A 16612-nucleotide genomic window follows, 5' to 3' on the forward strand; every position below is an offset into this window, starting at 1 on the left:
CACGCGTCGGCGGCCTCCCGCCTGGCGGTCTGCGGTCAGCCGATCCGGTAGACCCGCCGGGCGGCCCGCTCCAGCGGCACGTGGGCCACCACCGCCCGGAGCATCGGCCATCCGGCGGCGAGCTGTTCGACCCAGTCGACCTCGGCGTCCGTGTCGGCCCGGCCGGCCTCGAGGTCGGCCAAGCTTTGACCCGACTGATCCGGATTTACCGCCTCAACCGATGATTTATCAAGTTACCGTCGGTTGACGTGCTGGGCGGGAGGCGGCCATGACGGAGCAGACCACGGCGGTGGGTACGGCACAGACGGCCCCGCCGCGGCCGGTGGAGCTGGGAGCCGGCGGTGCCAACCCTGGCCCGGTCCGCTCCGCGGTACCGGGCAACTCGCTGACCCGGCTGCTGCGGACCACCGACGCCAAGCAGATTGGACTGTTGTACCTCGGCACGTCCTTCGGCTACTTCGTGGCGGGCGGCGTCATGGCCCTGCTGATGCGGGCCGAGTTGGCCCGGCCCGGAATGCAGATTCTCTCGCCCGAGCAGTACAACCAACTGTTCACCATGCACGGCACGATCATGATGCTGCTGTTCGCCACCCCGCTGGTGTTCGGGTTCGCCAACTATCTGGTGCCGTTGCAGATCGGTGCCCCGGACGTGTCGTTTCCCCGGCTCAACGCGCTGGCGTACTGGCTCTATCTGCTAGGTGGGCTGCTGGTCATGGGGGGATTCCTGACGCCCGGCGGCGCTCCCGACTTCGGCTGGTTCGCCTACACCCCGTTGAGCCGGATGGAGCACACCCCGGGCGTCGGCGCCAACATGTGGATCGTCGGCCTGGTCGTCTCCGGCCTGGGCACCATCCTCGGCTCGGTCAACCTGATCGCCACCATCATCACCCTGCGTGCGCCGGGCATGACCATGTTCCGGATGCCGATCTTCACCTGGAACATCCTGATCACCGCGCTGCTGGTGGTCCTGGTCTTCCCGCTGCTGGCGGCGGCGCTGCTGGCGCTGCTGGCGGACCGGCTGCTCGGCGCGCACGTGTACGCGCCGCAGACCGGCGGCCCGATGCTCTGGCAGCATCTGTTCTGGTTCTTCGGCCATCCCGAGGTCTACATCGTCGCGCTGCCGTTCTTCGGCATCATCAGCGAGGTCATCCCGGTCTTCGCCCGCAAGCCGATCTTCGGCTACAAGGGCCTGGTGGCCGCGACGATTGCGATCGCCGCGCTGTCGATGAGTGTCTGGGCCCACCACATGTTCGGCACCGGGCAGGTGCTGCTGCCGTTCTTCGCCATGCTCAGCTTCCTGATCGCGGTGCCCACTGGAATCAAGTTCTTCAACTGGATCGGCACCATGTGGAAGGGGCAGTTGACCTTCGAGACGCCGATGCTGTTCGCGGTCGGCTTCCTGGTGACCTTCTTGCTCGGCGGGCTGACCGGCGTGCTGCTGGCCAGCCCACCGGTCGACTTCCACGTCACCGACAGCTACTTCGTCGTGGCCCACTTTCACTACGTGCTGTTCGGTACAATCGTCTTCGCGGCGTTCGCCGGCATCTATTTCTGGTTCCCGAAGATGACCGGCCGACTGCTCGACGAAGCGCTCGGCAAGGCGCACTTCTGGACGATGTTCATCGGCTTCCACGCCACCTTCCTGGTCCAGCACTGGCTCGGCAACGAGGGTTTTCCCCGCCGGTACGCCGACTATCTGCCGACCGACGGCTTCACCGTCCTGAACACCATCGCCACCATCGGATCGTTCATCCTGGGGGCGTCCACGCTGTTCTTCATCTGGAACGTGTGGAAGTCGTACCGGTTCGGCGAGCAGGTGAGCGTGCACGACCCGTGGGGGTTCGGCAACTCGCTCGAGTGGGCGACTACCTGCCCGCCGCCGCTGCGCAACTTCGACCGGTTGCCCCGGATCAGGTCCGAACGTCCGGCCTTCGAGGCCAAGTACGGTCTGTTCGTCGCGGATCTCGGTCGCGACCTGCCGCAGCGGGACACCGAGCCGCCGCAGCACTTCGTCGACGAACTGCACCGTGATCCGGCCGCCCACCGGATCGTCCCGCGCGGTCCGGCGCAGGGTCCCACCGACGTCGCCACCTTCGTACCGGACCCGGTGTCCGGTGCCCGGGCCGTCCAGGTGCCCCGGCCGGAACAGGTCCGTCGGCCCAGTTTCGAGCACACCACCGAACCGGAGAACACCCTCGGCGCCCAACGTGGTCCGCAGGAACGACGGTGGCGGCTTCCGTCCGCGGACGAGGACGAAGACTCCTGACCGACTCTGCGGTACGCGCGCCGCCCGGCGGTCGCCGGGTGGCTGCTGCCGTACCGGTTCCTGGTGGGTTAGCCTCCGATCCCTGGTCGCCATGACTGCCGTGGAACCGCCGAGGAGGCGTAGACATGTTCGAGGAAGTCGCGGGAATCCCCGCCCATCCACTGCTGCTGCATGCGGCGGTGGTCTTCGTCCCGCTGCTGGCGCTGCTGGCGGTCGGGTACGCCCTGGTCCCGTTCATCCGGGCGCACACCCGGTGGGTGCTGGCCGTGCTGGCCGTTGTCACGCCGATCGCCGCGCTGGTCACCAAGCTGTCCGGCGACGCGTTCCTCAACCGGATGGACACGGCCGGTCGGATCACCGAGAGCTTCCGGCCGGTGATCGAGGAGCACGAACAGTTGGGGAACCTGACGCTGCTCGCCTCGATCGTGCTGGCGCTCGCCACCCTGGCCCTGGTGTACCTGGTCGGTCCCCGGGCAGCCGCCGCGCACGGCGCTGCCGCCGCCGGGGCGCGTGGCAACGGGCTGCTGGTTCTGGTGGTGAAGGGTTTGGTCGTCGTCGCGGCCGGGGTAAGCCTCTACTTCGTGGTGCGGGCCGGCGATTCGGGAGCAAAAGCCGTCTGGACCGGCTACTGATCGTCACCAAGTGCTGGTTGGCTGCGTCGGCCGTCACGGTGTCCGGGTGCCGACTTGAAATTCCGGCCCGGCCAGTGAACTCTTCGCACCGAATCGCCGTTGGTGGGGATATGGGCACCGGGGCGTACTACGCCGGTGGCCATTCGGTGACGGAGGAGAAGTGACGGTAAGTGCACGTAGTGAAACTGTTGGGTCGGTACACGCGCCGAGTATCGGGCTGCTCGCCCAGATCACGGTCCTGCTGATCCTGGCGGCGACCAGTGGCCTCGGCGTGGCCGGCTGGTCGGCCGGACTGGTCTACGGCCTGGTGACCTGGGCGCTGCTCATCCGGGCGATGCAGCATCCCGAGGTGGCCGGCTGGGGTCCGGCGGACAGCGTCACCCTGGCCCGGGGCACCCTGGTCGGCGCGGTGACCGCGCTGGTGGCCGACTCGTTCGTCGGGCCGGTCCCGGTCGCGTTGCTGGTGACCCTGGCTGCGGTGGCCCTGTTGCTCGACGGCGTCGACGGTCAGGTGGCCCGCCGGACCGGCACCTGTTCGCGGCTGGGCGCCCGGTTCGACATGGAGACCGACTCGGCGCTGGTCCTGGTACTCAGCGTGTTCGTAGCCGCGTCGGTCGGCTGGTGGGTGCTGGCGATCGGGGTGTTCCGCTACGTGTTCGGTGCCGCCGCCCGGTTGCTGCCCTGGCTGCGGGCGCCGCTGCCGCCCCGGTTCAGCCGCAAGACGGTGGCCGCCACCCAGGGTGCCGTGCTGGTGCTGGCGGCTGCCGGGATCGCGTCGCCGGCGCTGGTCACCGCGCTGGTCGCCGGCGTGCTGGCCGCGCTGCTCTGGTCGTTCGGGCGGGACGTGCACTGGCTGTGGCGCGGCCGCGTGCCGCAGGTCGACCGGTGGCGGGCGGAGCTAGCCGGCTGACCCGCCCGGCAGCACCGCGTAGACGTCGCCCGAGTTGGCCGCGTGCGGCAGTGCCCGCAGATGCGCGGCCATCTCCGCTTGCGGCACCCACCGGTCGAAGGTCAGCTGCTGGCTCTCACCCAGCGCGACGTCGAACCGGTAGTCGCCGAGCTTGGCCAGCCGAGTCAGACAGCGCAGCGCCGTGTCCCGCTGGATCGTGGTGAACTCGAAGGACAGTGCCGGCAGCGGCCGGGACAGTCCGGCGAGCACGGCCTCCTCGAACCCCTCGACGTCGATCTTGACGAACGTCGGCCGGCCGTACTCGGCGATCAACTGGTCGAGGGTCGTCGCCGGCACCTCGATCTCGCCGTCCCAGACCTGGTCCGACCAGCCGTCGGCACCGTCGGCAGCGCCGACGAAGTCGGCCGACGCGGTGGAGACCGTGGGATTAACCGAGTTGATGTACATCCGCACCGGGCCGGCGGTGTCCCCGCACGCCGCCGGCAGTACGGTGACCGCCGGATCGTCCGCGTAGACGAGCCGCACCGCGCGGGCGCACAACGGCTGCGGCTCCACCGCCACCACCCGTGCGCCTAACCGCCGGAAGCTGCCCACCCGGTCGCCGACGTGCGCGCCGATGTCGAAGACCAGATCGCCCGGTGCGACGAACCGCCGGTAGAGCAGATCCATCGCGGTGTCCCGGTCCGGATCGCCGTAGTAGAACTCCAGCGACCGGCGCAAACCGGCGAGCTGCGGATCGGCGGCCAGCACCCGGGACGGCACGGCGGTGCGTGGCTGGTCAGCGGCGGTCACCGGGACGATGGTACGCCGCCGGTGGGCTGCCTGGCGGTGAACGCCTCCCGGGTCAGGAACGCCAGCCGGGCGCGCTTGTCGGCCAACGCCAGCTCCCCGTCGAACTCGAAGCCCAGTCGCTTCCAGCGGCGCAGCGCCCGGTCGTTGCGGACGTCCGGCTCGATGACGATCCGGCGCCGGCCAGGATCACTGAACAGGTAGCGGGTGAACGCGTCCGCCACCGCGCCGGTGAACCCGGCGACCGGCAGCCGGGCCGGGGCGAGGAACAGATGGATCCCGATGTCACCGTCGCGTACCGGGTAGTGCTCGCCGAGCGGGTCCTCGGCCGGCAGGTAGGTCTGGAAGATGCCGACCGGTTCGTCGTCGACGGTCATCAGGTACGCGTGGTGCGAGTCCAGACCGTCGAGGAACCGGTAGACGTCGCCCACCTGATCCCGGGTGTGCCCGGTCATCCCCCAGAACCGGGCCCGTGGCTCGGTGACCCAGCCGTACAGCAGGTCGAGGTCCTCGGTGGGGTCCAGCACCACCAGACGGAACCGGCCGATGCCGGGCAGTTGCTCGACGTAGACGGCCGGCCGTGCCGTCCCGCCGGGACCGGCGGTCCAGCGCACCGGCGCGACCGGGACCAGCTCGCCCGCCGCCCACCGGGGCAACTGGTCGGCGAAGTGCCGGTCACCGGGCCTTCCCGAGGCACCGAACGGCACCACCCAGCGGCTCGCCGCCGGGTCGGCGAGGTCCCAGACGTAGCGGGCCACCGGTCCGCGCCAGCACACGTCGGAGACACCGGGCACGCTGGAGGTGGCCAGGACACTGCCGGTGTCGCCGTCGAGCGGGACCGGATCGCCCAGCGCGCCGGTGGCCGGATCGGCGGCGCCGGGCAGCACCCGTACCGGGTGCAGCAGGTGCCGGTCGCCCCACGGACCCGGCGGCGGTCCGTCGGTCACCTCGACCAGCGCGGCTACCGCACAGCGGCCCGGGTCGCCACCCAGCCGGGGCAGCCCGTCGACCAGCCGGTCCAGCGCCAGCCCGATCCGGCCCACCGGGTCGGTCCACGGGGCGAACAGTTCGTCGAAGCCGGGTTCGCTGTGCAGCGGCCGTAGGCAGGGCTCGGCGGACAGCCGGTGGACCAGCGCGGCCCGCCAGGCGGCGAACAGTCCGGCGTCGGCGCTGCCGGCCGCCATCCGGCCGTCCCAGTCGAGCAGCGTCTCGCGCAGCCGGCGCACCGGCACGGGCTGGTCGGTCAGGTCCAGGCCGCGCAGCAGCCGGCGTAGCCCGGCCAGCGGCACCTGGGAGTCCATGTGCACCAACTCGGGTGCGGCCCCGCCGTCGACCAGCTGGCGGATCCGTCGGGCCCGGTGCGGTGCGGCGAAGTCGACGCCGAGGTCCGCGGTGTCGCCGCCGCGCCGGTCGTTGGCGTTGACCACCACATCGGACACCTCGGCGGCGGGCAGGGCGGCGCACCCGGGTCGCCAGGCGTACCGGGGTTCCCAGCCGGGCACCGGCACCTGCCGGCACCGGTCGTCGCGCATCGGCACCCGGCCGGCGACCAGCCGGCGCACCGCGCCGGAGCGGTCCGCGACCAGCACACTGTTGACCGGCTCCACCCAGTGCCGCAGCGCCCGTTCGACGTCGCCGACCCGGCGGGCCCGCAGCAGCGGCAGCAGCGCGTCGAAGCCCAGCGCCCCGCCGACCCGGCTCGGCGTACGCAGGCTGATCGCCTCACCGGTGCGTAGGTCCACGTCGATCACCGGTCCGCGCGGGGTTTCGACCACCTCGACCGGCACCGGGTCGGCGTCGCGTACCTCGATCAGTTCGGTGTGCGCCGGCACCGGGGCCCAGCCGTCGACCTGGCGGACCAGCACCCGTCCGTCGACCCGGCGCAGCTGTTCGCGGTACAGGTCCTGGTAGTCGGCCATGGCGTTGGTGATCGCCCAGGCGACGTCGCCGGCGTGGCCGAAGTGCGGCAGCCCTGGCACGCCGGGGAAGGCGAACCCGAAGACGTCGAACTCGGGGCAGGTCAGCTGCACCTGCTGGTAGACGTTGGGCAGCTCCAGAATCCGGTGCGGGTCGCCGGCGATGACCGGGAATCCGGTGTTGCTGTTCCGTCCGGTCACCGCCCAGGCGTTGCTGCCCGACGACGCGGGCGGCTCCATGGCGAACAGGTCGACCGCCGCCGGACCGAGGGTCGCGGTGACGTGCGCCCGCCACAGCTTGTTGCCGAAGGTGCCGAACAGCACGTGCTGCACCAGGAACACGCCGAGTGGGGTCCATGGCCGCCAGGTGCCGGCGGTGGTGCCGGTGGCGGCGAACTCGGGTGCCGCGACGGCGCCCTGGGCGAGACCGTCGTTGACGCCGTCGACGTACGCGCCCACCCAGCGGCGGGTCGCCGGGTCCAGCCGGTGGAAGCAGCGTTCGGCGGTGTCGTCGAGGCGGGCCCGGCGGGCGAACCGGTCCCAGCCGACCTCGGCCCGGCCGAGCCGGCTGGCCAGCGCGCCCTCCGCGCGCCACCGTTCGACCTCGATCTGCCAGGCCCGGTCGTTGGCGGCGGTGTGCCCCTGCAGGTAGGCGAGGTCGTCGACGTCGGCCGCCCACAGGTGCGGTACGCCGTACCCGTCCCGGTGCACCCGCCCGGACCGGCTGGCGGCGTAGCGGGCCGTTTCGGGGCCGGTGCCGGATGGGGCCGTCACGGGGCCGGGGCCGGGGCCGCGACGGTGGCGATCGGATTGTCCTGCGCCCCGACGAAGATCAACGACCCGGCCTGGTCGGTCAGGTCGACCATCTGCAGCGTGTTCCGCAGCTGCAACCGGTTCAGGCAGGAGTGCCGGAAGGTGGGCGCGAAGAAGTCCAACCTGTCCCGCAGCTGCGGGTGGTCGTCGCCGTGCCGGCGGACGCACTCGGCGACCAGCTGCCAGAACCGGTCCGCCGGCAGCACACCGTCGGCGTCCAGGATCGCGGCCAGGAAACGCAGGAAACCGTCGAAGACGTCGGTGAACACGGCCAGGACCCGGAAGTCGTCGTCGACCGGCATCCGGATCCGTTCGACCGTGGCCGGCAGTTCGCGGTCGTGCATGGCGACGACCTCCTCGCCGATGTCCTTCATGAACACCCGGACCGGTACGTGGTCCGCCAGCACGAGGATCAGGTTCTCCCCGTGCGGCATGAACGCCAGGTCGTGGCCGAGCAGGCAGTGCAGCAGCGGGCGCAGGTAGGCCCGCAGGTACCGGGCCAGCCAGTCGGCGGCCGGCAGGCCGGACGCCGCGATCAGCGCGGTGGCCAGGTGCGCGCCGTCGCGGTCGCGGTGCAGCAGGCTGGCCATGGTGGCCAGCCGCTGCCCGGGCGCGATCCGGGGCACCGGGCTCTCCCGCCACAACGCGGCGAGCATCCGCTGGTACGCCGAGACCGGCGCTCCGCTGCGGTGGTACGCGTCCCCGGTGTAACCGACCGACGCCAGCTCCCGCAGCACCTCGAACCCGCAGTCGCGCAGTGTGTCGTCGGCGGCGACCAGGTCTGCGACCCAGTCGTTGATCGGCGGGGTGGCCCGCATGTACGCCGGGGACAGCCCGCGCATGAAGCCCATGTTCTGGATGGACAGCGCGGTCTTGACGTAGTGCCGGTGCGGGTGGTCGACGTTGAAGAAGGTGCGGATTGACTGCTGCGCCCGGTACCGGTCCGGACTCGTCCCGACCGGGACGATCGCCCGGGACGCCACGTCGGCGGCGAACGTGACGCCGACCTTGTGTTCCCACTGCCACGGGTGCACCGGCAGGTACCGGTAGCCGCCCGGGTCGAGGCCGAGCCCGCGGAGCTGGTCGGCGAACCGGTGCAGCGTCTCGGCACCCAGTTCGTCGAGGTAGTGGCTCTGCTCGTCGACGCCGTGGCCGGCGGTGAAGGTGCTCAGGTCACGGCGTACCGCCAGCCAGACCAGCCGCACCGGGGCGCCGGCCTCCGGCGCGTACGCCTCGTGGTCGGTCAGGCCGAAGCCGATCCGGCCGTTGTTGGCGACGAACAGCGGGTGGCCTTCGGTCATCGCCGATTCGATGGTCTGGAAGTCGGCCTGCACCAGGTCGGCGGCGCGTTCCCGGCGGTGATGGTGCTTCCAGGCGGCACCGGCCAGGGTGGCGCTGATCTCCTCCAGGTAGGTGCCGAGCAGCTTGGGTGGGATGCCCAACGTCTCCCGCAGTTCGACGACCAGGTCGAGGGCGTTCAGCTCCGCCGGGGTGCCGTCGACCTGGCGGGTCAGTGACGCGGCGTCGATCAGCCAGTGGTCGAGGGCGTACCGGCGGGCCCGGAACAGGTACGCGACCCGGTCGTCGGTCGTCAGCCGGTACCCGTCGCCGCCGGGGCCGGCCGGGAGCGTGTCGTCGGGTAGGGGCTGGATCAGCCGCTCGTGGCTGAACTCGGCGATGGCCTTGGCGACCAGCTGGCGGTGGGCGGCCGCGATCGGGCCCGGCGCGAGGTGGGCGGGGGGTGTCATCGGGCTCTCCGCAGCGGATCCGTCGGCACCGCCCAGCCGGCTGACGCGGAACGCGGACCGGGAACAGAAGCTGAGCCGGGCCTGCTTGTCGGACAGTTGGATCAGCCGGTCGACGACGAAGCCGGCTTCGGCGTTCTTCGCGGCGATCGCCTCGTTGCGCACATCGGGTTCGACGACGACCCGGTGGTGCGCCGGGTCGGCGAAGACGAAGGTCATCACCGTGCGCATCACCGCCGACGTGACCCCGTGCCGGGGCTCGCCGTCCGGCGGTGCGACCAGCACGTGCATCCCGACGTCGCCGGGCTGTACGGGGTAGTGGCCGGCGAGTTCGCTGTGCGCCGGTTCGTAGGTCTCGGTGAGGAACAGCGGTACGCCGTCGAGCCGGCCGAGCCACGCGTGATGATGCGGATTGGCGTCGATGAGCTGGTACTCGCGCCGTACGGTGTCGAGGTCGGCGTCGGGCATTCCCCAGAACACCGACCGGGGGTGGGTGATCCAGGCGTGCAGCAGGCCGGCGTGACCGGCGACGTCGAGCGGTTCGATGGTCATCCGGCCGAGCGGGTCGTCGAGGGTGAACCTGGTCGTCGTGGCGGCAGTCACCGGATGAGCGCCTCCTGCCGCTGCGGGGCCGAACTGTTCGGCGGTGCGGCCTTGTCCGACGGTGCGGCCTTGTCCGACGGTGTGGCGCTGTCCGACGGTGCGCCGAAGTGCTGGAAGGCGATCTTCCGCTCGATCGGGTAGACCTCGTGGCCGAGCATGTTGGCGATGATCACCGAGTTGCGGTAGGGCCCCATGCCCAGGTCGGGTGCGGTGAGGCTGTGGGTGTGCTCCTCGGCGTTCTGTACGAAGATCTCCCGGTCGCCGTGGTCGACGGTGTAGCCGAGCGCCACGTCGAACCGGCCCCGTTCGTCCCACCGGATCCGGTCGCGGACCGGGTCCAGGAACGTCGGCACAGCCGGCCGGTAGCCGGTGGCCAGCACCAGACCCTCGGTGTCCAGGGTGAAGCCTCGGTCCTGTTCCTGGTGGTGCAGGCCGAGCCGGTACCGTCCGGCGTCGGTGTCCCAGTGCGCGCCGGTCAGCGCGGTGCCGGTGAGCAGGGTGGTCGGTACCGGGCCGGCGACGTCCTTGCGGTAGAGCGTGTCGAAGATGCTGTCCACCAGGTCGCCGCTGATGCCCTTGTAGAGGCTGCGCTGGTCCCGGTTGAGTCGGTCCCGGCTGGCCGCAGGCAGGGCGTGGAAGTAGCGGACGTACTCCGGTGAGGTCATCTCCAGGGTGAGCTTGGTGTACTCCATCGGGAAGAACCGGGGCGACCGGGTGACCCAGTTGAGCTGGTAGTCGTGGGCGTCGATCTCCTCCAGTAGGTCGAGGTAGATCTCTGCGGCGCTCTGCCCGCTGCCGACCACGGTGACCGACCCGAGGCTCTGCAGCCGGGCCTTGTTCGCCAGGTAGTCGGCGCTGTGCACGGCAGGGCCGGGCAGGTCCCGGACCACCGCCGGGCGGTACGGCACGGTGCCGATGCCGAGCACCAGCCGCCGGGTCCGTAGCGTCGTGGTCGCCCCGGTGTCGGCCCGGGTGACCCGTACCAGGTAGTCGCCGGTGGCGGCGTCGTGCTCGACCCGGTCGACCCGGCTGCCGAACCGGACGTTGGGCAACTGGGCCGCCGCCCAGCGGCAGTACGCGTCGTACTCGGCGCGCAGCGGGTAGAAGTTCTCCCGGATGTAGAAGCGGTAGAGCCGACCGGTCTGCTTCAGATAGTTGAGGAACGAGTACGGCGACGTCGGGTCGGCCATCGTCACCAGGTCGGCCAGGAACGGCACCTGGATGGTGACTCCCTCGATCATCAGCCCGGGGTGCCAGGCGAACTCGTCGCGCTGCTCCAGGAACACCCCGTCCAGGTCGTCGAGCGGCGCGGTCAGGCAGGCCAGACCGAGGTTGAACGGCCCGAGCCCGACGGCGACGAAGTCATACGTTCGCATTGGCGCACACCTCCGGGGTGACCGGCTCCGGGGCGATCAGCGCCGGATCCCATTCGGCGTCGAGCAGCTCCTGGCCGGTGCGGCGGATCAGCTCGATCACGGTACGCAGGTCCTCGACGGTGGTGTTCGGGTTGAGCAGCGTGAACTTGAGCCAGTAGTGCCCGTCGACGACGGTGCCGGCGATGATCGCGGTGCCGTCGGCGAACAGCCGGGCCCGCAGCCGGGGCAGCAGCCGGTCGCAGTCCTGCACCGGTAGCCAGTCCGGTCGGTACCGGAACAGCACGGTGCTCAGCACCGGTCGCATGACCAGCTCGAAGTCGTCGCACTCGCGGAGCAGACCGTAGGCCTGCTGAGCCAGGTCGACGACCTGGTCGAACATCTCGCCGAGCTGGTCGGCGCCGATCGCCCGCAACGTCATCCACAACTTCAGGGCGTCCAGCCGGCGGGTGGTCTGCAGGCTCTTGTCGACCTGGTTCGGCACGGTCGCGGTTCGTGGGTTCAGGTAGTCGGCGTGCACCGCGACCCGCCGCATGGTCGGCGCGTTCCGGACGATTATGGCGCTGGAGCTGATCGGCTGGAAGAAGCTCTTGTGGAAGTCGACGGTGACCGAGTCGGCGGCGGCGATGCCGTCGAGCAGGTGCCGGTGGCGGGTGGAGACCAGCAGGCCGCAGCCGTACGCCGCGTCGACGTGCAGCCACACCGCCCGGTCGCGGCAGACGGTGCCGATCGCGGCGAGCGGGTCGACACAGCCGCGGTCGGTGGTGCCGGCGGTGGCGACGACCGCCATCGGCACCAGGTCCTGGTCGAGCAGCCGGTCGATCTCGGCGTCGAGCGCCACCGGGTCCATCCGGCCGGCGCCGTCGGTGGCGACCGGGACGACCGCGTCGGCGGCGAGCCCGAGCAGACCGGCGGACTTGCCGACGCTGAAGTGGCTCTCCGCCGTGGCCAGGACCCGCAGCCGGGGCAGCATCGTGTCCCGGTCGGCGTCGGCGCGGACCAGGCGGTCCTCCCGGGCCAGTAGCAGACCGTGCAGGTTCGACTGGGTGCCACCGCTGGTGAAGACGCCGTCGGCGGTCGGGCCGAACCCGATCCGCTCGGCCGTCCAGGCGATCAGCCGTCGCTCGATGAGCGTGCCGGTGGTGCTCTGGTCCCAGGTGTCGACCGAGGTGTTGACGGCGGCGAGCAGCAGTTCGGCGTTGAGCGCGGGGATCGCCACCGGGCAGTTCAGGTGGGCCAGGTAGGTGGGTTCGTGGAACCACACCGCGTGGTCCAGGTACAGGCCGGCGACCTCGTCCAGCGCGGCGTCGGTGGTGCCGAGCGGTGCGTCCAGGTCGACGCCGTCGACCTTGGCCTGCAGTGGTGCCACGGCGCCGCCGGAGTACGGCTGGCGGACCGCCCGTACGCGGTCGGCGAGAACCGCTGCGGTCCGGTCGATGCTGGACACATAGGTGTCCAGCGTGTGCCGGCCGAACAGATGCGGGTACATTGGCCTCTCCAACACCGCCTCCATAAGGGTAACCTAACCTAACTTAGGCGAGGCTACTGGGAGGGCCGGTGAAACGGAACTGGGCAGGACCCCTTCTCCACGGGGTACGGGGCCGGCGGGTGCGTCCCACACCCCTCGGCGGGACCGCTGTCGTACGTCGTGACCAGCGGATTCATGCCGTCAGCGGAGGCCGAGCGAGTGCTTGTGACCTGCATCCCACCAGGTGGATTACCCAGTGGATTCCGGGGCGGCCGCTCGGCGTCGGCGGGAGGGCGGCCGGATGACCGCTGCCGTCGCCGCCCGCGGGCGGACCATGTCGACCCTGACCGCGCTGTACGTCACCCAGTACCTGGGATTCGGGTTCATCACCGTCGGGCTGGCCAGCATCCTGCGCGCCGGCGGCACCTCGCTGGACACGCTCGCGTTGCTCAACCTGATCGGCCTGATCTGGCCGGTGAAGTTCCTCTGGGCACCGGTCCTGGACCGGTACGGCCCACGGCGCGGCGGCCACTACCGCTCCTGGCTGCTGGTGCTGCAGAGCGGCATGGTGCTGGCCCTGCTGGCCCTGCTCGCGGCCGACCCGGCCACCGGGCGGATCGGCCCGGTGGTGCTGATCTGCGCGCTGTTCGTCTTTCTGTCCGCCACCCAGGACATTGCCGCCGACGCGGTCGCGGTGCGGATGCTGGCCGACTCGGTCCGGGGTACCGGCAACGGGATCCAGGTGTCGGCGAGCTACCTCGGCAGCATTCTGGGCGGCGGCGTCTGCGTGGTGGTCTACGACCGGCTCGGCTGGCAGGCGGCGGTCGGCCTGCTCGCCGCGCTCACCGCGACCGGGCTGCTGGTGGTGTGGCGGTTCCGCGAGCCCGAGCGGATCGCCCGGCCGGCCGGGGCGCGTCAGGCGTACGGTGCGCTGCTGTCCGTCCTCGGCCAGCCCGGCTGCCGCCGCTGGGCGCTCGGCGTGGTGCCCCTGCTCTACATGGGAGCCGGGGCGGCCTACGGCCTGGTGTCGCCGGCCCTGGTCGACGCCGGCTGGTCGTTGCAGCGGATCGGCTTCGTGACCGGGATCGTCACCAGTGTCCCGGCCGTCGTCGCCGGGCTGGTGGCCGGTGGCCTGGTCGACCGGATCGGGCGGTCCGGGGTGCTGGTGGCCGGTGGCGTGTCGCTGGCCGTCGCCACGGTGCTGCTGCTGCCGATGCTCACCGGACGGGCCGCCGGCGGCTTCACCACGGTCGCGTTGTGCTGCTTCATGGCCGCGTACACGGTGGCGAACGTCGCGCTGTACACGGTGAACATGGACTACTCGCGGCCGGGCACCGGGGGGACCGACTTCACGGTGCTGTCGTCGTTCGGGCTGGTCTGCTCCTACCTGGCCGCGGCGTTCGGCCTGACGGTGGCGGCCCGGGTGGGCTACCCGGCGGTCGCGGTGGCCGCGATTGTGCTGGTCCTCGCCGGAGTCGCCGTCGGCGTCCGCCACCAGCGCCGGTACCGGCCGGCGACCGGCCCGGAGTCGTTTCCGGGACCGACCGGGTCACCAGGGCAACGGCCGGACGAACATGGCGTGCTGGCGCCAGCCGGGGAAGGGCACCAGGTCGCCGACGTGCTGCCAGCCCAGCACCCGCATGCTGCGCAGCACCCGGGTGTTGGAATCGGCGACCGCCAGTGACACCCGTTCCTCGGTGCGGCTGGCCAGCAGTTGGGAGAACAGCGGCACGCCGACCTGCTGGCGTTGGAACTCGGGTAGCACGAACGCCTCACAGACGGCGAAGGTCCGCCCCGGCCACTCCCGGGCGAGGTCCGGGTCGGCGGCCGACCGCAGGTCGCGCCACCAGAGAGTCTCCGGCGGCAGCGGACACCCCATCACCGTCCCGACCAGCTGGTCGCCGACGTAGCCGACGGTGGCGGCGAATCCGGGTGCCTGCGCCGTCCACTCCAGCCGTTGCTCCACCGACGGCTCGGTGTGGTCGGTCAGGTGCAGGTCCTTGGCGTGCACCTGGCGGTAGACCTTCGCGAGAGCATCGATCTGTACCTGGTCGGTGAGCACCACCCGGTGGCGGCCGGTGCCGGTCTCCGTCGTGCGTTCGAGGCCCATCCCACTCCCTTCAGCGATGAGGTGAGCCTAACCTAACTGTATGCCCGGGTTCTGCCAAGGCCGACGGTCCCGGCGACCGGCGGCCGGTGCCCGGCCATCGCCGGGGCCGCGTCCGGCACGACCCGGTGCCCGACCAGCAGCCGGTGCAGACCGATCCCGGTCGCGGCGACCAGGACCGCGTTGCGGGCGGCCAGCAGCACGGCCCCCGGCCAGCCCGGCGTGCCGATCACGTCCGGATAGAACCACGGGAAGTAGGCACTGGTCAGTACGGTCGCCACGACGATCAGCAGGGCCGGTGCCCGTTGTGTGGTGTCCCGGCGGGTCAGAGACCGTGGCGTAGCCGGTCCGCGTCGACTCGGCGAGCCAGCCGACCGCGACGAACAACGCCGCCGCGCCCGGCGGGTACTGCCACATCGGGTCGGCGCCCGGCACCCGGCCGTCGCGCAGCTGCCCGCTCCACCGTCGGTACAGGTCGACGTCGGCGAACACCTCACCGGCGTCCAACCCGGGAACGAGCTGTGCGTAGACCGCCATCAGCGCGGCCCGGGTGATCAGCCACACCAGGACCGTGGCCGGCGCCGCCCACCGGCTCCGTAGGAGTCTCATCCGCGTCGGCAGCGTCAGCTCGACGGCGGTGCGACCAGCTGCGGGCCGGGCCGACCGCGCAGCACCCGCAGCGCGACGGCCGGGCGGACCACTGCGGACAACGGTGCGACCAGGTGGAACACGTCGGTCAGGGCGCGCTGCACGTACGGATCGCGGTTGGCCACGTCGGCTGCCCGGTCCAGGTACCAGCGGGACAGTCCACCGCCGCGCCGTGGCCGTGGCCCGACGGTCGTCGGGTACCGCAGGTCGGCGCCGGTGGCGATCAGCCAGGCGGTCTCGCTGCAGTCGGCCACCCGGGCCTGCGCCGCGCGGCCCAGCGTGCCACCGCTGTCGCGCAGCTGCTCGGCCAGCACCACCGCCGTCCGGGCAGCCACGGCCATTCCCTGGCCGTAGACCGGGTTGAAGGTGCACGAGGCGTCGCCGACCACCGCGAACCCGTCCGGCCAGCGTGGCATCGCCTCGTACCGGCGGCGATGGTTGGCGGTGTTGCGGAACCCGTGAATCGGTGAGTCGGGCGTGGCGTCGCGGATCGCCTGGTGAATCAGCGGGCTGCGCAGCCCGCGGGCGAACTCCAGGAAACCGGCCTCATCGGTCGGCGGGTGGTCCCCGCCGAGTCCGCCGAGGGTCACCATCCACCGTCCGTTCTCGATCGGGTAGATCACCCGCCCCGACCAGAGCGTGGCGGCTGCGGCATCACCACGATGTTCTTCCACCCGTTACTGGCGCCCGGCGGCAGCAGGTAGCGCCGGCTCGCGTAGCCGAGTCCGGAGTCGACCCGGGTCTCGTCGGGGCGGCCGTAGCCGAGCTCGGCCAACCAGTCCGGCACGTGTGAGCCGCGGCCGCTGGCGTCCACCACCAGGTCGGCCGGCAGGTTCCGCTCGGCGGCACCCGCCGCGCGGGGACGCATCCGTACGCCGGTGACCGCGTCGCGGCCGTCGGCGCCGAGCAGCCCGACCACGTCGTGGGCCGGCTCGAACCGGATGCGTGGATCGACGGCCAGCCGCTGACGCACCGTCCAGTCGAGCAGTTCCCGGCTGGTCCCGACCAGCTGGTGGGTCGCCGGGAACCGTTCCCGCCAGCCGGTCGCTGTGAGGTACAGGACGTCGGTCGGCGCGTCGACCCGGACCGCGCCGGCGGCGTGCAGTTCGGCGATCAGACCGGGGAAGAGCTGATCGAGCGCGCGCTGCCCGGCGGTGATCAGCACGTGCAGATGGTGCGCCTGCGGGACGCCGGCGCGGACCTGCGGCGTGTCGGGGAACCGGTCGCGGTCGACGACGGTCACCCGGTCGACGTGTTCGGCGAGGGCGCGGGCCGCGCACAGCCCGGCGAGACTGCCGCCGATGACGACCGCGTGCCGAGTGGCGGGAACGGATCGGACCAT

Annotated in this window: 12 protein-coding genes and 3 pseudogenes; 4 read left to right on the forward strand and 11 right to left on the reverse strand. The window is 71.5% G+C overall.

Translation table 11 applies throughout. The features are described from left to right. Nucleotides 1–35: 35 nt before the first annotated feature. Nucleotides 36–182: a hypothetical protein gene (locus O7543_RS02925; protein WP_281567331.1), complete on the reverse strand. Its 147-nt coding sequence runs from the start codon at nt 180–182 to the stop codon at nt 36–38. An 86-nt stretch (nt 183–268) separates the two neighbouring features. Between O7543_RS02925 and ctaD the strand changes: the two genes are divergently transcribed. From ctaD to O7543_RS02940, 3 genes are all read left to right on the forward strand, one after another. Then, nucleotides 269–2266: a cytochrome c oxidase subunit I gene (gene ctaD / locus O7543_RS02930; RefSeq protein ID WP_348650069.1), complete on the forward strand. Its 1998-nt coding sequence runs from the start codon at nt 269–271 to the stop codon at nt 2264–2266. Between the two features lie 125 nt (nt 2267–2391). Then, on the forward strand, nt 2392–2898 hold the full coding sequence (locus O7543_RS02935; protein WP_281555305.1) for a hypothetical protein: 507 nt from the start codon (nt 2392–2394) through the stop codon (nt 2896–2898). 160 nt (nt 2899–3058) lie between these two features. Then, entirely contained in the window at nt 3059–3808 is a 750-nt protein-coding gene (locus O7543_RS02940) for a CDP-alcohol phosphatidyltransferase family protein (RefSeq protein ID WP_281555304.1), read from the forward strand. Here the strand turns inward: O7543_RS02940 and O7543_RS02945 are convergent. The 6 genes and pseudogenes from O7543_RS02945 to O7543_RS02970 all read right to left on the reverse strand — a co-directional run bounded on the left by O7543_RS02945 (nt 3797) and on the right by O7543_RS02970 (nt 12536). Beyond that, nucleotides 3797–4570, reverse strand: a complete 774-nt coding sequence (locus O7543_RS02945) for an FkbM family methyltransferase (protein WP_281555604.1) — start codon at nt 4568–4570, stop codon at nt 3797–3799. The genes O7543_RS02940 and O7543_RS02945 overlap by 12 nt on opposite strands. A gap of 26 nt (nt 4571–4596) precedes the next feature. Next, nucleotides 4597–5154, reverse strand: a complete 558-nt coding sequence (locus O7543_RS02950) for a GNAT family N-acetyltransferase (RefSeq protein WP_348650115.1) — start codon at nt 5152–5154, stop codon at nt 4597–4599. A 63-nt stretch (nt 5155–5217) separates the two neighbouring features. Further along, a pseudogene (locus tag O7543_RS02955) lies at nt 5218–7224 on the reverse strand (penicillin acylase family protein); the annotation flags it as partial. A 59-nt stretch (nt 7225–7283) separates the two neighbouring features. Then, on the reverse strand, nt 7284–9623 hold the full coding sequence (locus O7543_RS02960) for a GNAT family N-acetyltransferase (protein WP_281555602.1): 2340 nt from the start codon (nt 9621–9623) through the stop codon (nt 7284–7286). 137 nt (nt 9624–9760) lie between these two features. Next, nucleotides 9761–11050, reverse strand: a pseudogene (locus O7543_RS02965) (lysine N(6)-hydroxylase/L-ornithine N(5)-oxygenase family protein); the annotation flags it as partial. Further along, complete coding sequence (locus tag O7543_RS02970; RefSeq protein WP_281555302.1) at nt 11037–12536, reverse strand: aspartate aminotransferase family protein; 1500 nt, start codon at nt 12534–12536, stop codon at nt 11037–11039. The pseudogene O7543_RS02965 and the gene O7543_RS02970, both read right to left, overlap by 14 nt. Before the next feature lie 280 nt (nt 12537–12816). Between O7543_RS02970 and O7543_RS02975 the strand changes: the two genes are divergently transcribed. After that, the gene (locus O7543_RS02975; RefSeq protein WP_281555301.1) at nt 12817–14199 is read left to right on the forward strand and encodes an MFS transporter; all 1383 of its coding nucleotides are present in this window, start codon (nt 12817–12819) and stop codon (nt 14197–14199) included. 3 nt (nt 14200–14202) lie between these two features. Here the strand turns inward: O7543_RS02975 and O7543_RS02980 are convergent. From O7543_RS02980 to O7543_RS02995, 4 genes and pseudogenes are all read right to left on the reverse strand, one after another. After that, nucleotides 14203–14625, reverse strand: a pseudogene (locus tag O7543_RS02980) (N-acetyltransferase); the annotation flags it as partial. Nucleotides 14626–14657: 32 nt separating this feature from the next. Continuing rightward, nucleotides 14658–14903 carry a hypothetical protein gene (locus tag O7543_RS02985; RefSeq protein WP_281555300.1) on the reverse strand — a complete coding sequence of 82 codons (246 nt, stop codon included), beginning with the start codon at nt 14901–14903 and terminating at the stop codon, nt 14658–14660. A 342-nt stretch (nt 14904–15245) separates the two neighbouring features. Beyond that, nucleotides 15246–15893: a hypothetical protein gene (locus tag O7543_RS02990; protein ID WP_281555299.1), complete on the reverse strand. Its 648-nt coding sequence runs from the start codon at nt 15891–15893 to the stop codon at nt 15246–15248. Continuing rightward, on the reverse strand, nt 15890–16612 hold the full coding sequence (locus tag O7543_RS02995) for an FAD-dependent oxidoreductase (protein ID WP_281555298.1): 723 nt from the start codon (nt 16610–16612) through the stop codon (nt 15890–15892). The genes O7543_RS02990 and O7543_RS02995 overlap by 4 nt, the downstream gene beginning before the upstream one ends.

This window comes from Solwaraspora sp. WMMA2080 (assembly GCF_027497395.1).
GTDB lineage: Bacteria > Actinomycetota > Actinomycetes > Mycobacteriales > Micromonosporaceae > Micromonospora_E.

What these genes read in the sequence shown, in the direction of transcription:
- O7543_RS02960 (WP_281555602.1), bottom strand. Translation starts at nt 9,623, where the DNA reads ATGACCATCGAACCGCTCGACGTCGCCGGTCACGCCGGCCTGCTGCAC.
- O7543_RS02975 (WP_281555301.1), top strand. Translation starts at nt 12,817, where the DNA reads ATGACCGCTGCCGTCGCCGCCCGCGGGCGGACCATGTCGACCCTGACC.
- ctaD (WP_348650069.1), top strand. Translation starts at nt 269, where the DNA reads ATGACGGAGCAGACCACGGCGGTGGGTACGGCACAGACGGCCCCGCCG.
- O7543_RS02995 (WP_281555298.1), bottom strand. Translation starts at nt 16,612, where the DNA reads ATGGTCCGATCCGTTCCCGCCACTCGGCACGCGGTCGTCATCGGCGGC.
- O7543_RS02970 (WP_281555302.1), bottom strand. Translation starts at nt 12,536, where the DNA reads ATGTACCCGCATCTGTTCGGCCGGCACACGCTGGACACCTATGTGTCC.
- O7543_RS02935 (WP_281555305.1), top strand. Translation starts at nt 2,392, where the DNA reads ATGTTCGAGGAAGTCGCGGGAATCCCCGCCCATCCACTGCTGCTGCAT.